A 23,879-nucleotide genomic window follows, 5' to 3' on the forward strand; every position below is an offset into this window, starting at 1 on the left:
GGTCGGCGGTACTTCGAACACCACACGACGTGGAGTCCGAGGTCGTACACGCCACCGGAGAACCGGCGAACCTTGCGAGTCACAGACACGAGAGTGGTATACAGGCGACACGGGTCTACTTTCTGTGTCCTGTGGTGGACGCCGGACCGCCTAGCGGCGGTTCGGCTGCCTTTGTCCCGCTACGCGGGAAAATGGAATGAAAGGGCCGTCTCATCCGCACCGAGCGGACGAGGCGGCCCCGTACCGGTTCAGGGACCCGGGCGCAGGTGCAGCTCGGTGACCAGCGCGTCGCGGGGCAGATCCAGCACGTCCGCGATCGCCCCGGCCAAGGTGGTGGGGCGAATACAGGCCTCAGGGTCGTAGGGCCGATCGAAGTCCGCGCGCACCCGTCGCAGGGTTTCGGTGGCGGTCCCTCCGGGGTGGACAGAGGTGACCCGCACCCCGTGTTGGGCCTCCTCGGCGCGCAAGGCGCCGGCCAGCTCGCTCAGCCCCGCCTTGCTCGCGGCGAAGGCCGACCAGCGCGGCACCCCGTGTAGGCCGGGGGCGGCGTTGACCAGCACCACGTGGCCCTTGGCGGTGCGCAAGGCGGGCAGCACGAGGCGGACGAGTTCGGCGGCGGCGATCAGGTTGACCGCCAGCACCCGGTTCCACAGGGCGGCGGGGGAGTCGGCCACCGACGCCACCGGGGAGAGTCCCGCGCAGTGCACGAAGGCCGACAGCTCCCCGATCTCCTCGGTCAGCGGCTCCAGCGTCTCGGCCAGGGTCTGAGGGTGTTCGAGATCGGCGAGCACGGTCCGCACACCCGTCCGGGTTCGGGCCAGGTCGGCCAGACGGTCCAGGTCACGGCCCATCGCCACCACGTGGCGTTCGCGTCGCAGGAGTTCGTCGACCAGGGCGGCGCCGATGCCGCCGGTGGCTCCGCTCACCAGGACCGTGGGGGTGGGGGATCGCATGATGGGCATTGTCGCAGAGCGTGGCGTTAGGCTCGACGGAGTTTTCAGCCACGGAAAGGACCGCTGTGACCAGCGCCAAGGAACGAATGCTCGCCGGTGAGCCCTACCGGGTCGACGCCGAGTTGGCGGCCGAGGCCGTCCGGTGCCACAAGCTCATGGACGTCTTCAACTCCACCGCGTCCGACGACCATGAGGGGCGTGTCAAGGCGTTGGGCGACCTGCTCGGCGAAGTGGGTGAGAACGCCGCCGTGCGCCCGCCCCTGTACGTGGACTACGGCCACCGCATCACCCTGGGCGAGGGGGTGTTCGTCAACTTCGGCGCGGTGATGCTGGACGTGGCGCCGATCCGGATCGGCGCCCACACCCAGATGGGCCCCAACGTCCAACTGCTCACCCCCACCCACCCTCTCGATCCCGCCGAGCGCAAGGCCGGCTGGGAGTCCGCCGAGCCCATCACCATCGGTGAGAACGTGTGGCTGGGCGGTGGCGTGATCGTCTGCCCCGGTGTGACCATCGGCGACAACAGCGTGGTGGGTGCCGGAGCGGTGGTCACCCGGGACCTGCCCGCCGGTGTGGTCGCCGTCGGCAACCCCGCCAGGGTGATCAAGCGGATCTGACCTCGGCGGGCTCGGGGAAATGTCGTACCCGCGCGGTACAACGGCGGAGTGAGGGCCAAGGTGTCACACCTTGGCCCACCACCTCCGAGGTGAAGAGGAACTTCCTCTTTCTGCTCCTGGACCGCGACCGTCCGGAAGCAGGGACCTCGATGCCTTTGGACGGTGGAAAGGGTGATCCGTCCCCCGGTGTGGCGCCACCGGGGGACGGGGTCGGAGGCGGCGGGGCTCAGCCCGCCACGTGCACGGGGTCGCCGTCGTCGGCGGAGGCGGTTTCCTGGGCGAACTGGGTGCGGTACAGCTCGCTGTAGCGACCACCGCGGGCGAGCAGCTCGGTGTGGGTTCCCCGTTCCGTGATCCGGCCGGCCTCCACCACCAGGATCGCGTCGGCGGCGCGGATGGTGGACAACCGGTGGGCGATCACCAGGGCGGTGCGCCCACGCAGGGCCTCGCTCAGGGCGGCCTGGACCGCGGCCTCGGAGGTGGAGTCCAGCGCCGAGGTGGCCTCGTCGAGGATGACGATCTCGGGGTCGGTCAGTAGTAGTCGGGCGATGGTCAGGCGTTGGCGTTCACCACCGGAGAAGCGGTAGCCGCGCTCGCCCACCACCGTGTCCAGACCGTCGGGCAGGGCGGCGACGAGGGTGTCCAGTCGTGCGCGGCGCAGGGCGTCCCAGACCTGTTCCTCGGTGGCCTGCGGTGCGCCCAGGGTGAGGTTGACGCGGATGGACTCGTGGAACAGGTGCCCGTCCTGGGTGACCATGCCCAGGGTGGCGCGGATGGAATCGAAGGTCAGGTCGCGTACGTCGGTGTCTCCCAGGCGTACCGAACCGGTGTCCACGTCGTACAGGCGCGGGGTTAGTTGGGCGATGGTGGACTTGCCCGCGCCGGAGGAGCCGACCAGTGCCACGGTCTGACCGGGTTCGACGTGGAAGGACACCCCGTGCAGGACGGGCCCGTGATCGGCCGGATCCAAGGTGGCGACCTCCTCCAGGGAGGCCAGGGAGACCTTGTCGGCGGTGGGGTAGGCGAAGGTGACGTCGTCGAACTCCAGGGAGACCGGGCCGGCCGGCAGGGGTCGGGCGTCGGGCTTTTCGTCCACCAGCGGTTTGAGGTCGAGTACCTCGAAGACACGGCTGAAGCTGACCAGGGCGCTCATGACCTCCACGCGGGCGCCGGCCAGTGCGGTGAGGGGTGCGTACAGACGGGTCAGGAGCATGCCCATGGACACCACGGTTCCGGCGTCCAGACGACCGCTGAGCGCGTAGAAGCCGCCCAGCCCGTAGACCAGGGCCAGGGCGATGGCCGAGACCAGGGTCAGGGCGGTGAAGAAGACCTCTTGGACCATGGCGGTGCGCACGCCGATGTCGCGAACCCGGGAGGCACGGCGGGCGAACTCCGCGGACTCGTCGGCGGGGCGCCCGAAGAGCTTGATCAGGGTGGCGCCGGGCGCGGAGAAGCGTTCGGTCATCTGGGTGCCCATGGCGGAGTTGTGCAGGGCGCGTTCGCGTTCGATCCTGGCCAGGCGGGCGCCCATGCGGCGGGCGGGGATGACGAAGACGGGCAGCAACAGCAGCGACAGCAGGGTGATCTGCCAGGACAGGGTGATCATCACGGCCAGGGCCAGGATGAGGGTGACCAGGTTGCTCATCACCCCGGAGAGCACGTCGCTGAAGGCGCGTTGGGCGCCGATGACGTCGTTGTTGAGGCGACTGACCAGCGCTCCGGTACGGGTGCGGGTGAAGAAGGCGACCGGCATGCGTTGGACGTGGTCGTAGACGGTGGTGCGCAGGTCCAGGATGAGTCCTTCGCCCACGCGGGAGGAGAGCCAACGCACGATGAGGGCCAGGACGGCCTCGGCGACGGCGATGGCGGCGATGAGACCGGCCAGGAGCAGGACGGGGCGCAGGGCGCCACCATCGATGATGGCGTTGACCACGCGTCCGGCCAGTAGTGGTGTGGCCACGGCCAAGGCGGCGGTGACCACGCTCAGGATCAGGAACCAGATGAGCGGGCGGGCGTGGGGGCGGGCGAAGCCGGCGATCCTACGTAGGACGGGCAAGGAGAAGGGCCGCTGGTCCTCCTTGGCGTGCATCGCGTGGTAGATGGAGTTCCACGCGGCCATTTCCATGCTCATGGGTCCGCCGATCGGTCGTGGGTTCGGGCTTCCCTGAACCGTAGAACCTCAATATTGATTGAGGTCAATCTATGCACGTGGCGTTCCTCATCATTCCCTTTACTTCTTTACTAAGGGAGGATTAGGGTCGTTTCAGGATGGACAGGGGAGTCCGAGTGGAGAAGATCTACCGCAACGAAGAGACGGCCCGAAGGATCCGGGACCGATACGAACAGGAACTGGAGCGGTGGCCGGTACCGGCCGAGCGGTGCCACCTGCCCACCCGGGAGGGTCAGACCTTCGTCCTGGTCACCGGACCCGAACAGGCACCGCCACTGGTACTGCTACACGGATCGGGGGCCAACGCCACCACCTGGCGCGCGGACATCGCGGCCTGGTCGGAGCACTTTCGGGTGCATGCGGTGGACCTGGTCGGCGAACCCGGGCTGAGTGCCCCCTCCCGCCCGGACCTGGCCACGGAGTCGAGCGCGCTGTGGCTCGACGACGTGCTCTCCGGGCTGGGCCTGGAGCGTGTGGCCCTGGCGGGGATGTCGCTGGGCGGGTGGACGGCGTTGGACTACGCGATCCGCCGCCCGGGACGTGTCTCGCGGCTGGTGGTGGTCTGCCCCGGAGGAGTGGGCGCACAGCGCCGATGGCGGATCCTGGGGGCCGGGCTGCTGATGCTGTTCGGTCGGCGTGGCAGGGTGGCCGCCACCAGCTACCTGACGGGACTGGACGGTCCCGCGGGCCGGACGATGCTGGAAGCGGTGCTGGACAACTTCTCCGGGTTCCGGCCTCGCACCGAGCGACTACCGATCTTCACCGACCAGGGACTACGTGCCCTGAGCATGCCGGTGTCGGTGATCGTGGGCGGGCGGGACCGGATGTTCGATTCGGCCGGTACCGCCCGCCGCATGCGTGCCCTGGCGCCGAAGGCCCAGGTGCGAGTGCTGCCCGGTGTGGGCCACGCCGTCCTGGAACAGACCGAACCGGTGTTGGGGTTCCTGCGCGCCTGAGCCGGGACGTTGCCCCCTCAGAAGAGGATGACGATCTTTCCGCGTGTGCGTCCGCGCTCGGCGCGCGCGTGGGCGTCGGCGATCGCCTTCAGGGGATAGCTCTGTTCGATGCGGGGTGTGTAGTGGCCTTGCCGACCCAGTTCCGCGGCCGCGGACAGGAGATCGGAATCGTTCTCGGCGTTGACCACGTGCGTGCCCAGACGCTGCCCGCCCGCGTGGTCGGCGACCGTGGCGACGCGAGTCGGGTCGCCCGTGATCGCGACGAGGTCCTCCAGTGAGCCGGAGGCCGCGGTGTCGAGCGCGATGTCGACGCCGCGCGGGGCGAGAGCGGTGAGGCGCTGCGCGAGGCCGGGGCCGTAGGTGGTGGGAATCGCACCGAGAGAGGTGAGGAACTCGTGGTTGCGTTCGCTCGCCGTCCCGACCACGGTGGCGCCTCGTGCCGCGGCGATTTCGACCGCCGCACTGCCCACGCCTCCGGCGGCACCCTCGATGAGAAGGGTTCGCCCCGGGAGGGAGCCGAGCGGGTTCAGTCCACGCATCGCGGTCACGGAGGCCAGAGCGGCTCCGGCGGCCTGCTCATCGGTCCAGGTGGCGGGGGTGTGGGCCCAGGCCGAGAAGACGACCGACTCGGCGGTCGCTCCGGTGACACCGCCCAGCCCGAAGACGCGGTCGCCGATGCTCACCTTTCGCACTCCGTCACCGATCTCGTCGACCACCCCGGCGGCCTCACGCCCGGGAATGGCGGGCAGCTCCAGGGGAAACACCTCGTGCAGGGCGCCGGTGCGCAGCTTCCAGTCGATGGGGTTGACGCCGGCCGCCGCGACACGGACACGGATCTCTCCGGGGCCAGGGTGGGGGTCGAGGGCCTGCTCGATCACCAGGTTCTTCGCTCCGCCGTATTCGTGGAAGCGTGCTGCGCGCATGATGTCCGCCTTACCTTGATGGTCCTCGACGAGGTGTTCGTTCGATCGCCGTTACCCTAGAACCTGACGTTGACGTGAGGTGCAAATCGGCGAGCCGGGACCGTCTCTCGGCCGGAGGAGGACAGGTGCGGATCGGTGAGGTCGCCGAGCAGTCGGGGGTGAGCGTGAGGGCCCTGCGCTACTACGAGGAACAGCGTCTGCTCCTCGCCGACCGCACCGCCGGTGGCCAGCGGAGGTATCCCGAATCCGCCGTCGAACGCGTCAGGTTGATTCAACGGCTGTACGCCGCGGGCCTGACGAGTGCCACCGTCCGAGAGGTACTGCCGTGCGTGGACTCGGGTGAGACCGAGACCTCCCCTGCCCTGTTGGAGCGGTTGGTGGACGAACGCGCGCTCATCGAGCAGCGGATCACCGACCTGCTCTCCGTGCGTGACCGGCTCGACGAAGTCATCGGTGTGGCACGAAACCCGGACCTGGGCTGCGCTCATGGCGACACTCGCCCCGGAGGTCGGCCCGGGACCATATGGAAGCGGTCCCACGAGGGGCGTTGATCTCTTCGGGTACGAGACCGGATCACCACGGGGTTCAGCGGTGCCCCCGAAGGACCTCCGCCTTGGTGGCCGGCCCCGAGAGCCGGGGCACACCGGCGGGGTCAGCGCAGCGAGACGTAGTGGCGTTCCCGATCGGGCACTTCAGGGGTCGGGACGATGGTGTTCCCGGTGGTGAGCACGCGTGCGCTGATCTCTTCGGGGGCCAGCAGCAACATCCGGGCCAGGGCCGAGTTGATCCCGGCCAGGACGCGTAGTGCCATCGGCAGGGTGAGGGCGAACAGGGCGCCGCCGATCATGTACACCACCAGGGTGGCCAACGCCGGGTTGTCCGGAAGCAGGTGGCTGCCCACGTCGGTGTAGCCGGGGATGAGGTGGAGCGACCAACCCCAGAGCGGGTAGAGCAGGCCGCCCAGGGCCAGGGACCACCACAGCACCGCCAGGACGAACCCGACCAGGGCCAGGGGCAGGCCCACGATCGCGTGCAGGACGTCCATCCAACTGCGCGCGCAGGTCATGGGGTTGAGCAGGCGGCGTATGGGGCCGGCGTCCGCGGGGGCCGGGCGGTAGGGCAGGCGCACCACGGCTCGTCCGTGCAGGTCGGACAGGCGCAGGCGTTCCAGGTGCGCCGGTCCCCGGGCCAGGAGCAGGGTGCCCGAGAGCAGGAACAGCCCCACGAAGAGCACCGAGGTGCCGGCGCCGGCGACGAGACCGGTCAGGACCAGGCTGAAGGAGACCACCGCCAGGGGCAGGCCCAGTAGCAGGTAGCGGGTGTTACGGACCATGCGCACGAAGGGGGGCGTTCTCATGGTCTCGACGCTACGCGCGGCGGCGCTCGGTGTCAGGGTGGTCAGGGTGAGTAAGCGTGGTGGGGCCGGTACCACCGGGCGTGGGCGCCCCGGCGGTTGCGGTGGGTCCCCTCCACACGGTCATCGGGTGCTGAGCAGGTCGTCCAAGCCGATCAACTGCAGGCCGTTGAGCACCAGGATCACACCGACGATGCCGATGATCCAGGACATCGCCTCCCGGGAGCCGGAATCGATCTTCTCGCGCCAGCGGTCCAGGCGCGGGCGCAGGCGCTCACCGAAGAGCCGGTGGCCCACGTAGAGCAGAACGGGCGGCAGCACCATCATCAGGTTGTAGCCGGCCAGCATCGGCACCCAGGTGGTGGCGGTGAGTCCGGCGGTGCCCATGACGCCGATCGCGCCCAGGTAGGGGAAGGCGGTACCGGCCTCCAACAGGCCGGTGGCCAGGCCCAGGCCGATCATGGTGGTGGTGCGCAGGGTGGCGGGGCGGCGCGGGGCGCGTTTCTTGGTGGGCATCACCCAGGAGTAGGCGAACAGGGCTCCGCCAAGGACCACCATGACCCAGCCCGTCGCGGGGCTGTCGGTCAGGTGCGACAGGTGGGACAGCGCGGCTCCCAGACCGAGCATGATCGCGCAGCCCAGCACGAAGTAGAACAGGGCGACCGTGCCCAGGTAGGCGAAGAGCGGCCTGGCGATGTCGCGGGCGCCGCTGAGCAGCACGAAGAGTGAGACTCCCAGGGTGGTGGGGCTCAGGGTGTCCAGCAGCGCCAGGCCGGCGACCGGTATGAGTACGTCCAGGGGCGGCATGCGTCCTCCTTTTTCACACGTCTGTGCTAAATAAAATAACACAGGTGTGCTAAAAAGGAAGGGTGCCGAAGATCGTCGACCATGAAGAACGCCGCCGCGCCCTGGCCGAGGCCCTGTGGCGGGTGATCGCCGAGTCCGGACCACAGGCGGTCTCCATCCGCAGCGTCGCGGCCGAGGCGGGCCTGTCCACCGGCGCCCTGCGCCACTACTTCCAGACCCGTGAAGAGCTGCTCACCTACGCGATCGACCTGTCCGAGGAGCGGGTCACCGAGCGCATGACCGAGCACGCGCACGCCCTCGACCCCGAGATGTCCCTGGTGGACCGGGTAATGGGCTTCGTCGAACAGATGCTGCCCCTGGACCAGGCTCGACGGGCCGAGTACCGGGCCTGGCAGGCCACCGGCGACCCCGACTACCTCGACCCCAAGATCGAACACCGCTGGCACCAACAGCGCCGGCTCTACCGACGGCTGGTCGCCGCCCTGGGCGGAATCGAACCCCCTGAGGACCCCGGCCTGGTGCACCCCGACCCCTGGTTGGAGAGCTGGTCGGAGTTCCTGCACACCTTCATCGACGGGCTGTCCCTGCAGTTGATGACCAACCCCGAGCAGATCGATCCGCGGACGGCCCTCGCCCGCCTACGGTCCTTTCTGGCCCACATCGAATCCGTCCGTCCACCGGCCGGGGAGGGGAACCGAGTGGGCACCGCACCGTGACGAGAGGCATACTGTGGGACGGAACGGACACGAGGGGGAAGTGCGCGTGACGACCATTCCGAACGCCCAGGACGCGTCCACCGCGGCGGGCCGCATCGACTTTCGGTCCGCGACGCAGGCCGACGTGCCCGCCCTGGTCGATCTGGTCAACTCCTGCTATCGCGGTAAGGGTCCCCAGCAGGGTTGGACCACCGAGGCCGACCTGCTCGACGGTCAGCGGATGGACGCCCAAGGCATGGGCGAACTGCTCGCCCGCAGCAACACCCTGGTCCTGGTGGGGGAGACCCGGGAAGGGGTCATCACCTGCTGTGAACTGCAGCGCGGGGTCAACGGGGCCTACTTCGGGATGTTCTCGGTCCGCCCGGACCTTCAGGGCGCCGGCCTGGGTCGGACCGTACTGGCCGCGGCCGAGCAGATGGCCGTGCGCGAGTGGGGCAGCCGGCTGATGCGGATGAAGGTGCTCAAGCAGCGCCCCGAGCTCATCGCCTGGTACGAACGGCGCGGCTACACCCGCACCGGCAAGATCGAACCCTTCCCCTACGGGCACGAGGAGTTCGGGCTGCCCAGGCGCGACGACCTGGCCTTCGTCGAGCTCACCCGCGAACTACCGCTGTGAGCCGACCCCTGGAACGGGCTCAGCCCTGTTCCAGGTTGGCCGACATCCGCTCCAGCACGTCGACGGTGGCCCGGTACTCCTGATCACTGATCCCGGCGATCAGCCGGGCCCGAGTGCCCTGAACACGTTCCAACAACGCGTCGTGGGCGCGTGTGCCCTCCTCGGTGAGTTCCACAGAGACCAGGCCGCTGACCCAACCGCGCCGCCGCAACGCCTCCACCACCGGCCCCACGCCGTCCTCGCCCTCCTCCAGGAACGGCAGGAGGCGCTGGTCCAGTTCCAACAGGGTGGCGGGTTCGCGGTGCAGTGAGCTGAGCACCTGCCACTGGCGGCGCCCCAGCGAGTCCGCCGCCAGCACCCGGTCCAGGTCGCTCTCGATGAGCCGGTCCAGGTGTTTGAGCCAGTAACCGATCGGCAGGTCGGACATGCTTCCTCCGGTGGGGACGACGGCGCCCGCGACGGCGCTTCCTCGACGCTATCTCGCCGCCGAGGGGCGCGGCCGGCATTCCTCCAAGGTGTCGTACCCGTTCGCCCGCCCGCGAGCATGTCCGACTCGCCCTCTTTCCTACGACACCGGCTGAGAGGGACCCGTGTCGTGGGCGAGAACGTCGGGGAGCAGGGCCGTGGGGACGTTGGCTCCGGTGATCACGGTCGCCACCGTCGCACCCGGCAGATCGTGCACCCGAAGGGCGGCGATCCCGGCCGCGCCCGCGGGTTCGGGCAGCACACCGACGGTCTCCAACACCAGGCGCATCGCGTCGAGCATGTCGACGTCGTCCACCACCACCATGTCGTCGACCAATGCCCTCATGCGCTCCACCGAGGCGGCGATGGGTCGGTTGATGGCGATGCCCTCGGCGAAGGTGTCGGCTACCTCGGTGGACACCGCTCGCCCGGCCTTCCAGCTGTCGACCATGCTCGCCGCGCCCGTGGCGCACACCCCCACGACGCGGATGTGCGGGGCGTGCTCCTTGGTCCACCGTGCCACCCCGGTGATCAGTGCGCCGTCGCCCACCGGCAGCACGATCGTGTCCATGCCCTCGACCTCCAGCAGTTCCACCCCGATGGTGCCCGCCCCCTCGGCCACCCTGGGGTGCTCTCCGTCCTCGACGAACACCCGGTTCGGGTCCCGGTCGGCGAACCGTCGGGCCTCATGCTTGAACCGGTCGCCCTCGATCTCGTGCACGTACGCGCCCAGCGCGACCATCCGCCTCATCTTCACCGGGTTGGTGCCCGACGGAACGAACACGTGCGCGCTCATGCCGTGCCGGGCGGCGGCGTAACCCATGGCCTGCCCGAAATTTCCAGTGGAGGAGCACACCAGCTCGGTGCCGGGGGAGAACTCACGGGCGAGCAGGTCGACCCCGCGGCCCTTGAAGCTGCGCAGCGGGTTGAGGGTCTCGACCTTGGTGAGCACCCGCCGCCCGAGCACCGAGCACAGCTGTTCCTCGAAGAACTGCGGGCTGTTCAGGAAGACCGGGTCGATCAGGCGCGTGGCCTCTTCGATCCGGGCGACGTCCAGGTCCGTGGCGTGCATGGGCACCTTCCCAGATGTGTTGGAAGAACACGGGTCGTTCATGTGTGCCCCGCACCGGGCCACTACGCCCGGGTCGGGCCGCCGAAGGTCCCCTCGGACACCCGGCACAGGACGGCGCCGCGGGGGACGACGAACACCCCGTCGGGGTGCTCGCTCCAGCGCCTCCACCCCCGGGAGATCTCCTCCAGGTCGGTGCGGGTGGCGAACCCCTCGTCCACGGCCTGGCGGGCCAGATCCGACTCCAGGATCCGCCGTGACCACATGTGTCCCCACCAGGTGCGACGGTCGGGGGCCGAGTGGTTCCACACCTCGGACACGTAGGTGATGTCCTCGAAACCGGCCGCGCGCGCCCAGGCGTGCATGCGCCGACCGGCCTCGGGCTCGCCGCCGTTGGCGCGCGCCACCGCCTGGTACAGGTCCATCCACGCGTCCAGTTCGGGCAGCAACGGATACCAGTACATCCCCGAATAGTCGCTGTCACAGGCCGCCACGACCCCACCCGGGCGGGTCACCCTGCCCATCTCGGCCAGGGCCCGCACCGGGTCGGCCACGTGCTGTAGGACCTGGTGGGCGTGGACCACGTCGAAGGAGTCGTCGGGCAGAGCCAGGTCGTGGACGTCGCCGACACGGAAGTCGATGCCGGTCACGTCCTCCTTCTCGGCCAAGGCTCGGGCCTGTTCGACGGCCTCGGCGGAGGCGTCCAAGGCGGTGACCGGCCCGGGCGCCACACGTCGGGCCAGGTCCAAGGTGATGCTTCCCGGCCCACAGCCCACGTCCAACAGGGAACGCCCCGGGAGCATCTCGGCCAGCGCGTAAGCGGCGGAGTTCTCGGCGTCGCGCCAAAGGTAGGAGCCTGTGACCGTGGGATGTTGGCCATGGGTGTAACGAGCCATCGCGTGCCGTCCTTCGTCGCAACTCCGGGGGTGGTTCCACACCCCTTCAGGTCTCCTGAAGATGGTCAGGTGTGGTCCTGCCCGACCAGGGCGCGGACGAAGTCCAGCATCCTGCCCGTCTCCTCCAAGCCGCCCACCAGGACCACACGTAGCCGGGCCCGTTCGGGGTCGTACACCACCTGGGACTGGGCCGGGATTCCGCCTCCCGAGGCCCCGGTGGTGGAGGAGGTGACCAGGGTGCTGATCCGATCGGCCATCGCGCGGTCCACGTCCTCCACCTGCAGGACCGTGGAGACCTCCACCCGGGGACCACCCTCACCGGTCCCGTCCTGTTCGGGCTCGCCGCCGGTGAACTCGGTCAGGTCCTTGCGGTGGATCCGATACTGCTTACCGATCCGCGTGGCCGCCAGTCGTCCTTGGCGCACGTAGGCACGCACGGTCTTCACGTGCAGGCCCAACAGCTCCGCGACCTGATCCACCGAGTAGTACTGCTGGGCCACACCAACCTCCCCGAACATCCCTGAACCACCCCGACGTTACCCCCAACCACCCCTGATCGGCGATGGAAGGGCGGTTTGGGGAAGCTCCGTGGTTCAGGCGGCTTCGGTCGGGGTGGTGCGCCGCCATCGGATCCGTCCGGTCAGGCGCAGCCACACCACCAGGAAGGCCCACAGCACCGTGGGGACCTGGATCCAGTCGGTGTAGCCCAGCGAACCGGGGCGGTAGAGCATGCCCAGGACGACCCCGAGCGCCAGGCTCGCCACCGCCACCGGCCAGGGGAAGTCCTCCCCCAGGAAACGCAGCAACCGGCTGTAGCCCCACAGCAGTAGGAAGGCGATGGCGGCCACCGCGAGCGCCAACGGCCACACCTCGCCCAGTCCCCGGGTGACCCCGGCGAAGGCGAACAGGGCCGGCACCATCAGCAGGCACAGGGCCAGGACGGGGGCGAGTACGGCGGACGCCGCCGCGCAGGCCAGGGGTCCCCACAGGTTGTCGCGGTTCGGCCGGGGTCGGGGGGAATCACCGGGGCCGCCGCTCGCAGAGGTCACATCCCATTGGTGCCCAAAGAGAGCCGTCTCAGCCTCGTCGTGGCGTCGAAGGTGTCAAGGCGCCGGTCAGGGCCGCAAGGCGCAGTCTCCGCACAGCCCGCCCTCGGGGAGACGGTAGTACAGGCAACAGGTGGTGCGTCGGAAACCCGCACGTCCCTGCTCCTTCGTCCCGGTGTAGGTTCCGGTGCCCTTCAGGCAGGGCCTGGACAGCAGTGTGCGCACCACCTGTTCGGCGCTTTCGTGGTGTTCGGGGCGGGCCCTGCCCAGGGAGAGGGCGGCGCCGGCCAGCGCCGCCGCGGTGTTGCCGCGCAACAGGCCCGGAGCGATACCGCCCACCCCTCCCAGCGCGGCGGCGACCCCTTCCAGACCCGTCACCGTTTCCTCGACCGGGCCCCGGGCGATCTCCTGTGGAACCGGGGAGGCCAGGGGGCGTGCCCCGGTTTGGGTGGTGCGCACGACCATCGGTCCGCCCGGGCGCACGAACAGCCGCCACGGGTCCAGGCGCACCCCGTGGTACAGGGCCGCCGCCAGTACCGGGGACAGCACCCGTGAGGCCAGGCCCTGGTGGAACAGGGAGGCGCCCACCCGCCACTCCACGTCCTCGGCCCCGCCGCCGAAGGGCGCGGCCAGTCGGCTCCGTACGGCCTCCACCTCCGCCGTCAGGAGCTTTGGGGACAATCCACCGCCCAGCGCCGCCACCCACCCCTGTTCGGGGCCGCGCGTCTCCAACGCGAAGAACATGTTGATCCCGGCGATGTCCTCAAGGACCGGGGCCAAGAGGGAAGCCGGCCCCTCGACGTCCCCGGCGATGTCGCGCTCGCGCCCCACACGTTCCCCTTCCCCCCACCACAGCCCGCCGACCCGACGGCGATGCCCTGGGTATGGTCCCGCACCCGACCGGGTAGTGCTGGCACCACCCGCCACTCTCGTGCTGCTGACCTCGTGCCGCGGGGGTCCGCGAATCTAGATTGGTCTCTGTGAGCGGCGCGGGGACGGAGCAGACGGGTACGGGCATCACGGCGAGGCCGGGTGCCGCCATCACCGTGCCCTTCCTCCATGAGACCCGGAGCGACACCTGGCGGGTCCGCCTGGTCGAGGTCCTACACCTGATGACCTCCCTGGCCCTGGCGGTGTTCTACCTGGTCCCGGCGGTGTTGTTGGTGACCTCGGCGACCTGGCTGGGGTTGCGGCTCTACGTTCCCCTGGGCGGCTTCCCCCTGGAACTCGCCCCGGGCCACCTGCTGGTGGACATCGTGCTGTTCATGGTGGTCTTCCCCGTCATGGCCATCGTGCTGTCCCGGCTGGCCTGCTACACCCAGCGCTCCCGACTGGCCAACGTGTTCGGCATCGTGGAGACCAGACCACCCGACCCACTGGCCGATTCCGGCCGCTGGGCGCGCGGCCTGGCCACCGTGTTCGGCCGTGAGGCGTGGTCGATGGTGGTCTACAGCACCGTCGCCGGGCTACACGGTCTCCTGGCCGGTGGACTGGTGGCGGTGCTGGTGGTGTGCGGGGGAGCCGCGGCGTTGGGTTCCCTGTTCGGGATCGTGTACGTGTTGGCGCGTGGCGCCACCCCGGTCGACCTGCTCGGCCCCCTCGGGTTGGTGTTGTTGGGCCCGGTGGCGGTCCTGGTGGGTCTGCGTATCGCACGCATGGTGGTCTCCTCCGAGGTCCTGCTGCTGCGCACCCTGCTCTTCGACGCACCCGAGGTACGCATGCGGCGCCGTCTGCTGCACGTCCAGGACAGCCGCCAACGCATGGTCGACGTGGCCGAGGCCGAGCGTCGACGCATCGAACGCGACCTGCACGACGGTGCCCAACAGCGCCTGCTGGCCTTGACGTTGACCCTCACCCGGGCCCGCACCCGGCTGGCCCGGGACCCCGAGGGGGCGCGCGAGCTCATCACCGAGGCCCAGCGCGAGTCCAAGGAGGTCATGACCGAGTTGCGCCAGGTGGCCCGGGGGCTGCATCCGCGGGTGCTGACCGACCACGGTCTTGGCGCCGCCCTGCCGGTGGCCGCGGGCCGCTCACCCGTACCGGTCCGGCTCGACCTGGAACTTGAGGAGCGTCCCTCCCCGCGCGCGGAGGGGGTCGCCTACTACGTGGTCAGCGAAGCGCTGACCAACGTCGCCAAGCACGCCCGCGCCGGACAGGTTCGGGTGGCGCTGGAGCGGATCGCGGATCGACACGGTGATTCCCTGCGTCTGACCGTCACCGACGACGGCGTGGGCGGCGCCGACCCCGAGGCGGGTACCGGCCTGTACGGGTTGTGGGACCGGGTGGACGCCGTCGATGGGGTCCTGACCGTGCACAGCCCCCAGGGCGGAGGAACCGTCCTGACCGCACACATCCCATGGGAGGCCTGACCGTGAGCACCGCACAGATCGAGCGAAGTGGGCCCCGGGTGATCATCGCCGAGGACTCGGTGCTGCTGCGCAGTGGGATGGCCCGGCTGTTGGAGGACGCCGGGGTGGAGGTGGTGGCCTCGGTGGGCGACGCCGATGCGCTCATCGGCGCGGTCGAGACCCACCCCGACGTGGACCTGTGTCTGGTGGACATTCGTATGCCGCCCACCTACTCAGAGGAGGGCATCCAGGCCGCGGTGAGGATCCGTCGCTCCCATCCGGAGGTGGCGGTGTTGTTGCTGTCCCAGCACGTGGTCAGCCGCTACGCCGCGGACCTGCTCGGAGCGGGCGCCTTCAAGGTCGGTTACCTGCTCAAGGACCGGGTGGCCGACATCGAGGAGTTCACCGAGGTGCTGCGCCGGGTGGCCGACGGCGGGGCCGCGATCGACCCCGAGGTGGTGTCCCAGTTGCTCAGCGGCAACCGTGACCGCTCCTTGGAGCGGCTCACCCCGCGCGAGACCGAGGTGCTGGAGGTGATGGCCGAGGGGATCAACAACGCGGGCATCGCCGACCGGCTCACCATCACCGAACGGGCGGTGGAGAAACACATCCGCTCCATCTTCCTCAAGCTCGACCTGGGCCGGGACGACCACGACCACCGCAGGGTCCTGGCGGTGCTGCGCTACCTGCGCGGTTCGGCCCGGGACTGACCGACCACACCAAGGAGGGCCGCGCCTTCCGGAAGGAGAACGACGTGACTTTCAGGGCACGGGGTCTGTACGCCTCGTCCAGCAAGGAATCGAGGCGGTTCCGATGGGGCCCGTGGATGCTCCTGGGCGGAGTGCTCGTGGTGCTCCTGGTGGTACTCACAGGGGTGTCCGTGCTGGGCAACGTGGTGGCCCATCAGAGCGACAAGACCGACTCCTACGGCGGTGCGAGCACGCTGAACGTGAACAACCACACCGGTGGGCACATCGAGGTCGGTGCCGCCGAGGGCGACGAGATCGTCGTCGAACGCACCCTGCGGGGAGGGCCGCTGTCCGAACCGACCGAGCGCGTCGACGAGGGCGGTGACAGCCTGGACGTCGACGGCCGCTGCGGAGGCTTCCCGCTCTTTTCCACCTGCTCCATCGACTACACCATCCAGGTGCCCGAGGACGTCACGGTCACCTTGGAGAACAACAGTGGGAACGTGGAGGTGCGCGACCTGGCATCGGAGCTGTCGGTGAACTCCGTCAGCGGGACGATCGAGGTCTTCGACCATGAGGGGTCGGTCGATGCCGAGGCCACCTCGGGCATGATCTCCCTGTCCGACGTCACCGGTTCGGTTCGGGCCCACAACGTCAGCGGTGACATCGAGGCCACCGGTGAGGGAGAGCGGTTGGAGGTGTCCACCACCTCCGGGAGCGTGGACGTGGAGGACTTCACCGCTGAGGAGGTCGTGGCCGAGTCGGTGAGCGGCTCCCTGAAACTGGGCGGCGGGTTCACCACCTTGGAGGCCGAGACCACCTCCGGCGGAGTGGAGGTCACCACCGACACCCCCTTCGAACTGATGGAGGTGGAGACCGTCAGCGGCGGCGTCGAGGCGAGGGTGCCGGCGGGAACCTACGAGATCGGTGGGGAGTCCACCTCCGGCGACCGTGAGTTCGATGTGGACACCGCTTCAGAGTCCGACAGCCGCATCGAGGTGAACACCACCAGCGGTTCGGTGCGGGTGGGACGCTAGGGCGTGTTCGGCGAATACGTTCCCTGTCGCGCGGCGCCCCGGCAGGCCCGGGCCCCTGGCCCGGGCCAGGGGCGGCTCACTCCTCAGCTTTCGCGTTCGAAGCGCAACGCCGCCCAGTCCGAGTCGATGGGCTCCTGGGCGGTGGAGCGCCACCCGGCGTCGGTGAGGGAGTCCCAACCCTTGTCCACGGTCAGGTCGGTGATGATGGTGCCGCCGCGTTGGGGGAAGCACACCCACCACCGGGTGGCGGGTCCCACCAGGTTCGACACCGCCGGCCCCTCACGGTCCACCGTGCCCCGATCGAGGGCGAACAGGTGCACGTGATCGTAGTCCACGCCCTCGATCACCCCCAGGTCGATGTGGACGTCGGGCGGGGGTTCCAGCAGACGCAGATAGCGTTCGGGCGCGTTGAGGACGAGCAACCGGTCTCCGGCCCCTACCCCCAACCTCTGGGCGAGTGTGGACGACATTCCTCCTCCGTTCACGTTCCTTGCCCGGCCACCGTATGTTTTCCGGACACGGAAACCGAGTACCTTCCCCGCCTGGTCCCGGAGAAGACCGTGTTTTTAGGATGTCTTCATGACACAACACAACGGTGGACCACGCTGGGGCGTGGTCGGTACCGGAGGCATCGCCCACGCCTTCCTGGAGGGCCTGCGGGCCGTCCCCTCCGCAAGGGTCGTGGCGGTGGGTTCCCGGACCGCCGAACGCGCCGAGGAGTTCGGGGCCGCCTGGGACATCCCCCACCGCCACGCGAGCTATGAGTCATTGGCCGAGGACCCCGAGGTCGACGTGGTCTACGTGGCCACCCCCCACCCCTGGCACCACACGGTCACGTTGCAGATGCTCCACGCCGGCAAGCACGTGCTGGTGGAAAAGCCGATGGCGATGAACGCCCTGCAGGTCACCGAGATGGTGGCCGCCGCGAAAACCAACGACCGCTTCCTGATGGAGGCGATGTGGACGCGCTACCTGCCCGTGCACGAGTTGGCGCGCACTCTGGTGGCCGAGGGCGCCATCGGGGAGCTGGGCGCGCTCTCGGCGGACTTCGGCATCAACGTCCCCTACGACCCCGATCACCGCTTGTTCAACGCCGACCTGGGCGGTGGTGCCCTACTCGACCTGGGGATCTACCCGCTGGCGCTGGCCTCCCAATACCTGGGAGAGCTGACCGTGGTGGGGGCGACCCGACGGCTGTCACCGGATCGCATGGTGGACGTGCACACGACCTTGTTGGTGCGTGGCGAGAACGGGGTGAGCGCCACGGTGGAATGCGCCTCGCGTACCGCCCTGCCGGGCCGGGCCGTGCTCTCCGGTACGGGTGGATGGCTTGAGATCGAACGGTTCTGGGCCGGAACCGACCTGGTCTTGCACCGGGATGGTCACGAACCCGAACGGTTCCACCGGCCCTTCCGCGCCAACGGCTATGAGTACGAGGCCGAGGAGGTCGCGCGCAGAATCGCCTCGAAGGAGCGGGAGAGTCCACGAATGCCTTGGTCGGAGAGCCTGAGCCTGGCCGGGGTCATGGACCAGGTCCGTGACATGGGCGCCCTGGCCTACACCCGACCCACGGTCAAGGCCGTTCCCCTGGGATGAGTCCGGAGGCTCCGGCCCCGGTGGGGGCGGCCTGAACGGTCGACCTCACCGGGACCGCCCCACGTGGGGGCCGGCCACCCGTAGGGGCGGGGGAGGGGCCGCCCAGGTAGCGGCCCAGCAGAATGCGGGCCAGGGGCAGGGCGCTCATGCGCACCACCATCAACACGGCGTCCTTGGGCCCCACCTGTTCGGCGAAGTAGGTGTCCAGGTCGATGTGGCCGCTACGCGGGGTGACACCGTAGACGCGACCTTCGAACATGCGGTAGGCGTCGCGCACGAGCAGGGTGCGCGGGTCCAGGCGGGGACCGTCACCGAGCCAGTGGGCGGCGTCGGTGGCGATGCGGGCGATCATGGCGGGCACGGGTCGGTCGCGTCGGGGGTGCACACGGGTCCGCCCCAACCCCTTGCGCCAACCGGAGTAGACGGCCGGGTGGCGGGTGCGCAGGACGACGTAGGTGTTGCCCCAGGGACGGGCGATGAGCTCACGGGTCAGGAAGTGGGTCATCAGAGCGCTGGAGAGCCCGAACCTGCGGTGGGCGGGGACCACGCCCGCGGCGTCCAGGTACAGGGCTCGGCGCGAGGCGAAACGGTGCCGGTGGTAGCCGCCCCAGCCCACGGGAGTGCCGGCCGGGTCCAGGATCAGGGCCAGGCAGGAGATGTGGTCGAAGAACCCGGAGTCGACCCGGGTATGCCAGTAGTCGGAGTGGTCGGCGCCGAAGGACCGGGCGGCCAGGTCGCGCAGGAGCGTCAGCATCCTCTGGCGACCGGGCCCGGTGAGCGCGGCCGGGGTGTCCCAGCGGGCGACCTGGTAGCCGTTGACCAGGGGTCGAACGGTGGGGGGAGCACCGAGGTCACGCAGGTCCGGGCTGAGGGTTCGGGTCTGTTCGGGCACGCGGAAGCCCTACTTTCATTACTCTTCGAAAGTGAACGACTCCTTAACGTAGCGCCTCGGGGGGTTTCGGGGGTCGGGTTCCCTCATTCGGAGGTTTCCCCGGCTATCGGGACAGGGCTCCCCGGTCACGCTCGACGCGCGCACGGTACAGCTTCCAGGCCAAGGCGGCGTAGGACAGCGCGACGATGCCCGCGATGACGAACCGCGAGGTCATCAGGTGGTCCTCGGGGTAGATCACCCCGGTCAGGTGGTGATCGATGAACCCGTTCTCCATCACCTCGCGCCCGGTGGCCTCCCTTGACCGGTTCTCGATGTCGGTCAGGAAGCACGGCCAGCCGATGGTGACGATGCCCAGGGCGTAGGCGGCCACGAACAGGTGCGGCCAGAACACGCGCGGCCACCGCAGCGACAGGAAGCCGCCGAAGACGACGTAGGCGAAGAACAGGTAGTGCACGACCATGGCGGTGTGGCCGATGAGGAGGATGCCGAAGTGGTCCATTCTCAGAACCTAGGGATGGATGGTAGGGCCCTACATCCGTGTTCCTACCCGGTATCGGTGAGTAGGAGTACTCAGGGACTCAATCGAGCGTCTCCCGGTCCAGGAAGGCGCGGGCGCGCTCGCGTGCGTCGGGCAGGTCCACGTCCAGTGCCCGCAGCACCCGCAGGGCCGTCCCCTCCTCGACCCGGACCAGAGCCCACACCAGGTGGTGCAGGCCCAGATGTGGTCCTTCTCGGCGCCGGGCCTCCTCTCGGGCCAGGCGCAGCACCGTGCGCACCCGAGGGGTGAAGGTCGGGGCCTGCGCGCGAGGGGCGCCACCGGGTGCGATGACGCGCACGACCTCGCGTCGCAGCAGGTGCGGGGCCGGTTCCAAGGCGATGCGCCGCCCCGTCTCCTCCGCCTGACCGGCCACTCCGATGACCAGGTGTTCGGTGCCAAGGAACGGGTGACGCAGGGCCATGGCCTCACGCCCGGCCAGTTCCACGGCCCGCAGCGCGGCGGGGGAGGGTTCGGGTCGATCGGGTGGGTTCTCGGACACGGGCGCCTCCACGTCGAGGGTCGGATCCTCAGCGATAACACACCGCGATGGGCCCTAGCCCGCGGGCCGAAGGGCTCAGTTCCTCGGTGCTCGGTCCTCTCCGGCGGTGCGCAGCAGACGCCCGCCCAGGTGGGCCATCGCCTCGCGTAGCTCGGCGGGCTCCTCCACCTCCATGTCCACGTCCAACATCGCCAGGTAGCAGGCCATGGCGCCCATGTCCTCACCGGCGCACAGCAGTACACAGGAGTGTTCGTCCACGGCCTCGATGGGGCCGTAGTGGGCGGCCCGACCGCGCAGGGCCTCCTGTGCCGACATCGCCAGTCGCACCCTCGCCTTGATCGGCCACATGTGCAGGTTCATCCGTTCGGCCAGGTAGGCGGCCACCCCTCGCCCGGGTGGGTCGCGCGGGGGCACTCTGGGGCCGGTGGGGGTCAGGGGGCGCATCCGGTCCACCCGGAAGGTCCGCCAGTCCTCCCGCGCGGTGTCCCAGGCCACCAGGTACCAGCGCCGCCCATGGGAGACCAGGCGGTGCGGTTCCACGATCCGTCGACTCGGAGCGCCCTGGTGGCTCTCGTAGTCGAACCGCAGTCGTTCGCTGTCCCGGCAGGTGGCCGCCACCAAGGCCAGGGTGTCGGCGTCCACGGTGGGTCCTTCGGAGGGCATCGGCACGGTGAAGGTGCCCAGCGCGTCCACCCGGCGACGCAGCCGGGAGGGCAACACCTGCAAGAGCTTGGCCAGGGCGCGCACCGAGGTCTCCTCGATCCCCGAGACACCGCCCTGGGCGGCGGTGCGCAACCCCACCGCGACCGCCACGGCCTCGTCGTCGTCCAGCAGCAGCGGGGGAAGGGAGGCGCCGGCACCGAGCTGGTATCCGCCGCCGGTGCCCATGATGGCGTGGATGGGATAACCCAGCTCGCGCAGGCGGTCCACGTCGCGGCGCACGGTCCGCGGACTCACCGCCAGGCGTTCGGCCAGGTCGTTGCCGGGCCAGTCCTTGCGGGTCTGGAGCAGGGACAGGAGTTGGAGCAGTCGGGCCGAGGTCGACTTCATGATGTGAGTGTGCCGGCAGTGGCGGTCAGGAACGGTCCTTCACCGCCGGTTGATTCGGTGTGGGACGGGGCCCGGGCAGGAACAGATGGGCCAGGGCCGCGGTGACCTGTAGCGCCACCGCCAGGGCCAGACAAAGTGTCAGTGAGTGGTCGGCCAAGGGGCCGGCCGACGCGGCGCCGGCGGCGAAGGCGCTCACCTTCAGGCTCGCCGCGGTGGTGAACACCTGGGTGCGCAGACGCTCGGGGGCCTCCCGGTGGCGGACCGTGAACAGGGCGGTCAACTGGGGCCCCTCCGCGGCGCCCACCACCGCCACCGCGATCAGCAGCCACGACGCGGAGGGAGCCACCAGGGCGCCCGTCACGCCGACCGCCTGTGCCAGCACGCACAGCGGCACCATCGAGTCCGGGGGGAGTCGGGCCGGGCGGCGGGCCAACACCAGGTTGGCGACCAGTGCGCACACCGCCATCACCGACAACAACATCGTGCCCTGGGCCGCCCCGCCCAGCGACCGTTCCCCCAGCGCCGGAGCGGCCACCACCAACACCCCGGTCCCGGCGATGGAGACCGTGGAGACCACGGTGACGCGCAGCAACGCCCGGTTGCCCAGAACCATGCGCGTCCCCGCGACCAGATCGGTGAGCACCGGGGATGGTGGGGGTGGTGTGCTCCGGGCGGGCAGGGACCAGGCCACCGGGGCGGCCAAGACGATGAGGGCCACCGCGACCACGACCGCGGCGCCGCCACCCGCCCCCAGTGCCACCGCTCCGGCCAGCGCCGGCCCGAGCAGGGAGGCGGTACTGAAGGTCATCGCGTCCAACGCGCTCACCCGCCTCAGGTGGGTGGGGGCGACCAGGCGCGGCAGCTGGGCGGTCCACCCACCCGACAGGGCCGGGCCCAGCAGCCCCACGGCCAACGCCAAGGCCAGCACCGGAGCCAACGGCAGGGGCTCCAGCAACAGGGCGACGGCGGCCAGACCCAACGCGTTCAACACCAAGATGCCGCAGAGCAGTCGACCCGGGCGCACGGCACGGTCCAGCAGCACCCCCACCGTGGGCCCGCCGATCGCCGCGGTGGCGGTGACCCCCGCCAGTAGGGCCGAACCGGTGGCGGCGCTCCCCGTGACGGCCACCCCCAACAGCAGAAGGGCCGGCCCGGAGGCCTCATCCCCGGTGCGGGCGGCGGCCGCACCGCACAGGTAACGCACCAGAGAGTAACGGTCATTCATCCACAAGACGCTACAAAGTAACCAGTGAACACACCATGGGCGTTACCTTGGAGGTATGACCACAGCACCGCACCCGGTGGGTTCCACCCGCGCACTGGCCGAACGCACCACCGACCTGCTCAACGCCCTCGCCGAGGAGGACGTGGACACAAGGCGGATCTCCGACCTGTTCACCGAACACGGCGAGACCGACCCGGCCCTGACCCCTGAGGACGTCAGGGCCCTGCGCGAGGTCGCCGTCGAACTGCGCGACGTCCTGGCCGCCCCGACCCTGGACCAGGCCGCCAGGCGCGTCAACGTCCTACTCGCCCGGGAGACACACCCGCCCCGGCTGACCGACCACGCCGGCACCCACCCCTGGCACCTGCACGTGGACAGCGACGACGAGGCACCTTGGGACGAATGGTTCGTGGCCTCCACCGGCCTGTTCCTGGCCCGCCTGATCAGCGAACGCCAACGCCACCCCGGCGGGGTGTGCGCCGCGCACGCGTGCGAGCGAGTGTTCGTCGACACCGCCCACGGCGGCGCACGACGATTCTGTTCCCGCCGCTGCGCCACCCGCTCGCGGGTGGCCGCCCACCGCCGCGCCCACGCCTAGGAGGCACCTTCGGTGCGATCCCGCACCAGAACGCTCAAGCAGGTCACACAGCCCTCCAGTTTCTCGAACTCGGAGATGTCCACCGGCAGCACCCGCCAGTGTTCGGCGGCCAACAGCTGCACGGTCTCCCGCGCAGCGGCGCTGACCAGCACGTCCCGCCCGCCCAGGGGCACCACGTGCGCTCCCGGTTCCTCGGGGGCACGACGGATCGGTGGCAGACCGGAGGTCTCCACCAGATCGGGCAGACCCACGAGAGAGCCGTCGGGCAGCGCCGTCACCGCGGACTTCAGGTGCAGCACCCGCCCCAAGGGCACCTGACACACCTTGCGGTCCAAGGGGGCGAGCAACCGCTGGAGCTGTTCGGCACCCTCCACATCGGTGCGCCCGCCCACCCCCACATAGACGGTGGACCCCACCTGCAGGACGTCCCCGCCCTCCAAGGTCGCGGGTTCCTCGATCCGGGCCACCCGCAGCCCCAGGGAACGCGCGGCCCGTTCGGCGCCCTCGATCTCCCCGCGACGCTCCCGGGCGCCGGGCCGGGTCACCACGGCCAGGTCCTCGCACACCACCAGGGTGTCCTCCACGAAGACCGAGTCCGGAAGCTCGGGCGCCGCGTCCACCTCCACGACCCGCCACCCCGCCGAGGCCAGCGTCTCCTGGTAGATCGTGTACTGGCGGGCGGCCAGCACCGGATCCACCGCCGAGCGGGCGATGTGGGTGACGATCCCATCGGCCAGGTGCGGTCCGGGCGGCCGGGTCAGAGCGACCCCGTGGGTGGTGTATCCGTTCAATTCGACCTCCTGCGTAGGAATGGGTGAG

28 protein-coding genes are annotated in these 23,879 nt (G+C 69.9%); 10 read left to right on the top strand and 18 right to left on the bottom strand.

What is annotated here, in order from left to right:
• Window positions 1-248: 248 nt before the first annotated feature.
• A complete protein-coding gene (locus ABZ717_RS19780) occupies window positions 249-953 on the bottom strand; it encodes an SDR family NAD(P)-dependent oxidoreductase (RefSeq protein ID WP_358512602.1) in 705 nt (234 codons plus the stop codon).
• Window positions 954-1,039: 86 nt separating this feature from the next.
• Here ABZ717_RS19780 and ABZ717_RS19785 point away from each other — a divergent pair, with 86 nt between their 5' ends.
• Entirely contained in the window at window positions 1,040-1,570 is a 531-nt protein-coding gene (locus ABZ717_RS19785) for a sugar O-acetyltransferase (RefSeq protein ID WP_358512752.1), read from the top strand.
• Between the two features lie 226 nt (window positions 1,571-1,796).
• On the opposite strand, the gene ABZ717_RS19790 is transcribed toward ABZ717_RS19785, so the two are convergent.
• Window positions 1,797-3,701, bottom strand: coding sequence for an ABC transporter ATP-binding protein (locus ABZ717_RS19790; protein WP_358512605.1), 1,905 nt, complete (start codon window positions 3,699-3,701; stop codon window positions 1,797-1,799).
• A gap of 155 nt (window positions 3,702-3,856) precedes the next feature.
• Here ABZ717_RS19790 and ABZ717_RS19795 point away from each other — a divergent pair, with 155 nt between their 5' ends.
• The gene (locus ABZ717_RS19795; protein WP_358512608.1) at window positions 3,857-4,696 is read left to right on the top strand and encodes an alpha/beta fold hydrolase; all 840 of its coding nucleotides are present in this window, start codon (window positions 3,857-3,859) and stop codon (window positions 4,694-4,696) included.
• A 17-nt stretch (window positions 4,697-4,713) separates the two neighbouring features.
• On the opposite strand, the gene ABZ717_RS19800 is transcribed toward ABZ717_RS19795, so the two are convergent.
• Window positions 4,714-5,619, bottom strand: a complete 906-nt coding sequence (locus ABZ717_RS19800; RefSeq protein ID WP_358512611.1) for an NADP-dependent oxidoreductase — start codon at window positions 5,617-5,619, stop codon at window positions 4,714-4,716.
• 125 nt (window positions 5,620-5,744) lie between these two features.
• Between ABZ717_RS19800 and ABZ717_RS19805 the strand changes: the two genes are divergently transcribed.
• The gene (locus tag ABZ717_RS19805; protein ID WP_358512614.1) at window positions 5,745-6,170 is read left to right on the top strand and encodes a MerR family transcriptional regulator; all 426 of its coding nucleotides are present in this window, start codon (window positions 5,745-5,747) and stop codon (window positions 6,168-6,170) included.
• Window positions 6,171-6,271: 101 nt separating this feature from the next.
• Here the strand turns inward: ABZ717_RS19805 and ABZ717_RS19810 are convergent, their stop codons facing one another.
• Both ABZ717_RS19810 and ABZ717_RS19815 read right to left on the bottom strand, forming a co-directional pair.
• Window positions 6,272-6,976, bottom strand: a complete 705-nt coding sequence (locus ABZ717_RS19810) for a sensor domain-containing protein (protein ID WP_358512617.1) — start codon at window positions 6,974-6,976, stop codon at window positions 6,272-6,274.
• Between the two features lie 120 nt (window positions 6,977-7,096).
• Window positions 7,097-7,780, bottom strand: a complete 684-nt coding sequence (locus ABZ717_RS19815; RefSeq protein ID WP_358512620.1) for a GAP family protein — start codon at window positions 7,778-7,780, stop codon at window positions 7,097-7,099.
• Window positions 7,781-7,842: 62 nt separating this feature from the next.
• On the opposite strand from ABZ717_RS19815, the gene ABZ717_RS19820 reads away from it, so the two are divergent.
• Together ABZ717_RS19820 and ABZ717_RS19825 are read left to right on the top strand one after the other, a co-directional pair.
• A complete protein-coding gene (locus ABZ717_RS19820) occupies window positions 7,843-8,496 on the top strand; it encodes a TetR family transcriptional regulator C-terminal domain-containing protein (RefSeq protein ID WP_358512623.1) in 654 nt (217 codons plus the stop codon).
• A 46-nt stretch (window positions 8,497-8,542) separates the two neighbouring features.
• The gene (locus tag ABZ717_RS19825; RefSeq protein ID WP_358512626.1) at window positions 8,543-9,112 is read left to right on the top strand and encodes a GNAT family N-acetyltransferase; all 570 of its coding nucleotides are present in this window, start codon (window positions 8,543-8,545) and stop codon (window positions 9,110-9,112) included.
• 19 nt (window positions 9,113-9,131) lie between these two features.
• Here the strand turns inward: ABZ717_RS19825 and ABZ717_RS19830 are convergent, their stop codons facing one another.
• The 6 genes from ABZ717_RS19830 to ABZ717_RS19855 form a co-directional block, all read right to left on the bottom strand.
• The gene (locus ABZ717_RS19830) at window positions 9,132-9,539 is read right to left on the bottom strand and encodes a MarR family transcriptional regulator (protein WP_358512629.1); all 408 of its coding nucleotides are present in this window, start codon (window positions 9,537-9,539) and stop codon (window positions 9,132-9,134) included.
• Between the two features lie 138 nt (window positions 9,540-9,677).
• Window positions 9,678-10,649 carry a pyridoxal-phosphate dependent enzyme gene (locus ABZ717_RS19835; RefSeq protein ID WP_358512632.1) on the bottom strand — a complete coding sequence of 324 codons (972 nt, stop codon included), beginning with the start codon at window positions 10,647-10,649 and terminating at the stop codon, window positions 9,678-9,680.
• Window positions 10,650-10,711: 62 nt separating this feature from the next.
• Window positions 10,712-11,542 (bottom strand): class I SAM-dependent methyltransferase, encoded by an 831-nt coding sequence (locus ABZ717_RS19840; protein ID WP_358512635.1) that lies wholly within the window; start codon window positions 11,540-11,542, stop codon window positions 10,712-10,714.
• Between the two features lie 65 nt (window positions 11,543-11,607).
• Complete coding sequence (locus tag ABZ717_RS19845) at window positions 11,608-12,042, bottom strand: helix-turn-helix domain-containing protein (RefSeq protein WP_358512638.1); 435 nt, start codon at window positions 12,040-12,042, stop codon at window positions 11,608-11,610.
• 93 nt (window positions 12,043-12,135) lie between these two features.
• On the bottom strand, window positions 12,136-12,591 hold the full coding sequence (locus ABZ717_RS19850; protein ID WP_358512641.1) for a hypothetical protein: 456 nt from the start codon (window positions 12,589-12,591) through the stop codon (window positions 12,136-12,138).
• A 66-nt stretch (window positions 12,592-12,657) separates the two neighbouring features.
• Window positions 12,658-13,419, bottom strand: coding sequence for a (2Fe-2S)-binding protein (locus ABZ717_RS19855; protein ID WP_358512644.1), 762 nt, complete (start codon window positions 13,417-13,419; stop codon window positions 12,658-12,660).
• A gap of 281 nt (window positions 13,420-13,700) precedes the next feature.
• Here ABZ717_RS19855 and ABZ717_RS19860 point away from each other — a divergent pair, with 281 nt between their 5' ends.
• From ABZ717_RS19860 to ABZ717_RS19870, 3 genes are read left to right on the top strand one after another with little or no spacing between them, the layout of a single operon-like run.
• On the top strand, window positions 13,701-14,957 hold the full coding sequence (locus ABZ717_RS19860) for a histidine kinase (RefSeq protein ID WP_358512755.1): 1,257 nt from the start codon (window positions 13,701-13,703) through the stop codon (window positions 14,955-14,957).
• Window positions 14,945-15,646, top strand: coding sequence for a response regulator transcription factor (locus tag ABZ717_RS19865; protein ID WP_358512647.1), 702 nt, complete (start codon window positions 14,945-14,947; stop codon window positions 15,644-15,646). The genes ABZ717_RS19860 and ABZ717_RS19865 overlap by 13 nt, the downstream gene beginning before the upstream one ends.
• Before the next feature lie 44 nt (window positions 15,647-15,690).
• Window positions 15,691-16,662 carry a DUF4097 family beta strand repeat-containing protein gene (locus ABZ717_RS19870; RefSeq protein WP_358512650.1) on the top strand — a complete coding sequence of 324 codons (972 nt, stop codon included), beginning with the start codon at window positions 15,691-15,693 and terminating at the stop codon, window positions 16,660-16,662.
• A gap of 83 nt (window positions 16,663-16,745) precedes the next feature.
• On the opposite strand, the gene ABZ717_RS19875 is transcribed toward ABZ717_RS19870, so the two are convergent.
• Window positions 16,746-17,132 carry a hypothetical protein gene (locus tag ABZ717_RS19875; RefSeq protein WP_358512653.1) on the bottom strand — a complete coding sequence of 129 codons (387 nt, stop codon included), beginning with the start codon at window positions 17,130-17,132 and terminating at the stop codon, window positions 16,746-16,748.
• Window positions 17,133-17,241: 109 nt separating this feature from the next.
• On the opposite strand from ABZ717_RS19875, the gene ABZ717_RS19880 reads away from it, so the two are divergent.
• Complete coding sequence (locus ABZ717_RS19880; RefSeq protein WP_358512656.1) at window positions 17,242-18,258, top strand: Gfo/Idh/MocA family oxidoreductase; 1,017 nt, start codon at window positions 17,242-17,244, stop codon at window positions 18,256-18,258.
• On the opposite strand, the gene ABZ717_RS19885 is transcribed toward ABZ717_RS19880, so the two are convergent.
• The 5 genes from ABZ717_RS19885 to ABZ717_RS19905 all read right to left on the bottom strand — a co-directional run bounded on the left by ABZ717_RS19885 (window position 18,236) and on the right by ABZ717_RS19905 (window position 22,462).
• Complete coding sequence (locus ABZ717_RS19885) at window positions 18,236-19,150, bottom strand: GNAT family N-acetyltransferase (protein WP_358512659.1); 915 nt, start codon at window positions 19,148-19,150, stop codon at window positions 18,236-18,238. The genes ABZ717_RS19880 and ABZ717_RS19885 overlap by 23 nt on opposite strands.
• Before the next feature lie 103 nt (window positions 19,151-19,253).
• Window positions 19,254-19,649, bottom strand: coding sequence for a DUF2784 domain-containing protein (locus tag ABZ717_RS19890; RefSeq protein WP_358512662.1), 396 nt, complete (start codon window positions 19,647-19,649; stop codon window positions 19,254-19,256).
• 79 nt (window positions 19,650-19,728) lie between these two features.
• On the bottom strand, window positions 19,729-20,187 hold the full coding sequence (locus tag ABZ717_RS19895; protein WP_358512665.1) for a Clp protease N-terminal domain-containing protein: 459 nt from the start codon (window positions 20,185-20,187) through the stop codon (window positions 19,729-19,731).
• Between the two features lie 75 nt (window positions 20,188-20,262).
• Window positions 20,263-21,237 (bottom strand): YafY family protein, encoded by a 975-nt coding sequence (locus tag ABZ717_RS19900; protein ID WP_358512668.1) that lies wholly within the window; start codon window positions 21,235-21,237, stop codon window positions 20,263-20,265.
• 25 nt (window positions 21,238-21,262) lie between these two features.
• A complete protein-coding gene (locus tag ABZ717_RS19905; RefSeq protein WP_358512671.1) occupies window positions 21,263-22,462 on the bottom strand; it encodes an MFS transporter in 1,200 nt (399 codons plus the stop codon).
• 55 nt (window positions 22,463-22,517) lie between these two features.
• Between ABZ717_RS19905 and ABZ717_RS19910 the strand changes: the two genes are divergently transcribed.
• The gene (locus ABZ717_RS19910) at window positions 22,518-23,060 is read left to right on the top strand and encodes a CGNR zinc finger domain-containing protein (protein ID WP_358512674.1); all 543 of its coding nucleotides are present in this window, start codon (window positions 22,518-22,520) and stop codon (window positions 23,058-23,060) included.
• On the opposite strand, the gene ddaH is transcribed toward ABZ717_RS19910, so the two are convergent.
• The gene (ddaH, locus tag ABZ717_RS19915) at window positions 23,057-23,851 is read right to left on the bottom strand and encodes a dimethylargininase (RefSeq protein ID WP_358512677.1); all 795 of its coding nucleotides are present in this window, start codon (window positions 23,849-23,851) and stop codon (window positions 23,057-23,059) included. The genes ABZ717_RS19910 and ddaH overlap by 4 nt on opposite strands.
• Window positions 23,852-23,879: the final 28 nt, after the last annotated feature.

It is taken from the genome of Nocardiopsis sp. NPDC006832 (assembly GCF_040635885.1).
GTDB lineage: Bacteria > Actinomycetota > Actinomycetes > Streptosporangiales > Streptosporangiaceae > Nocardiopsis.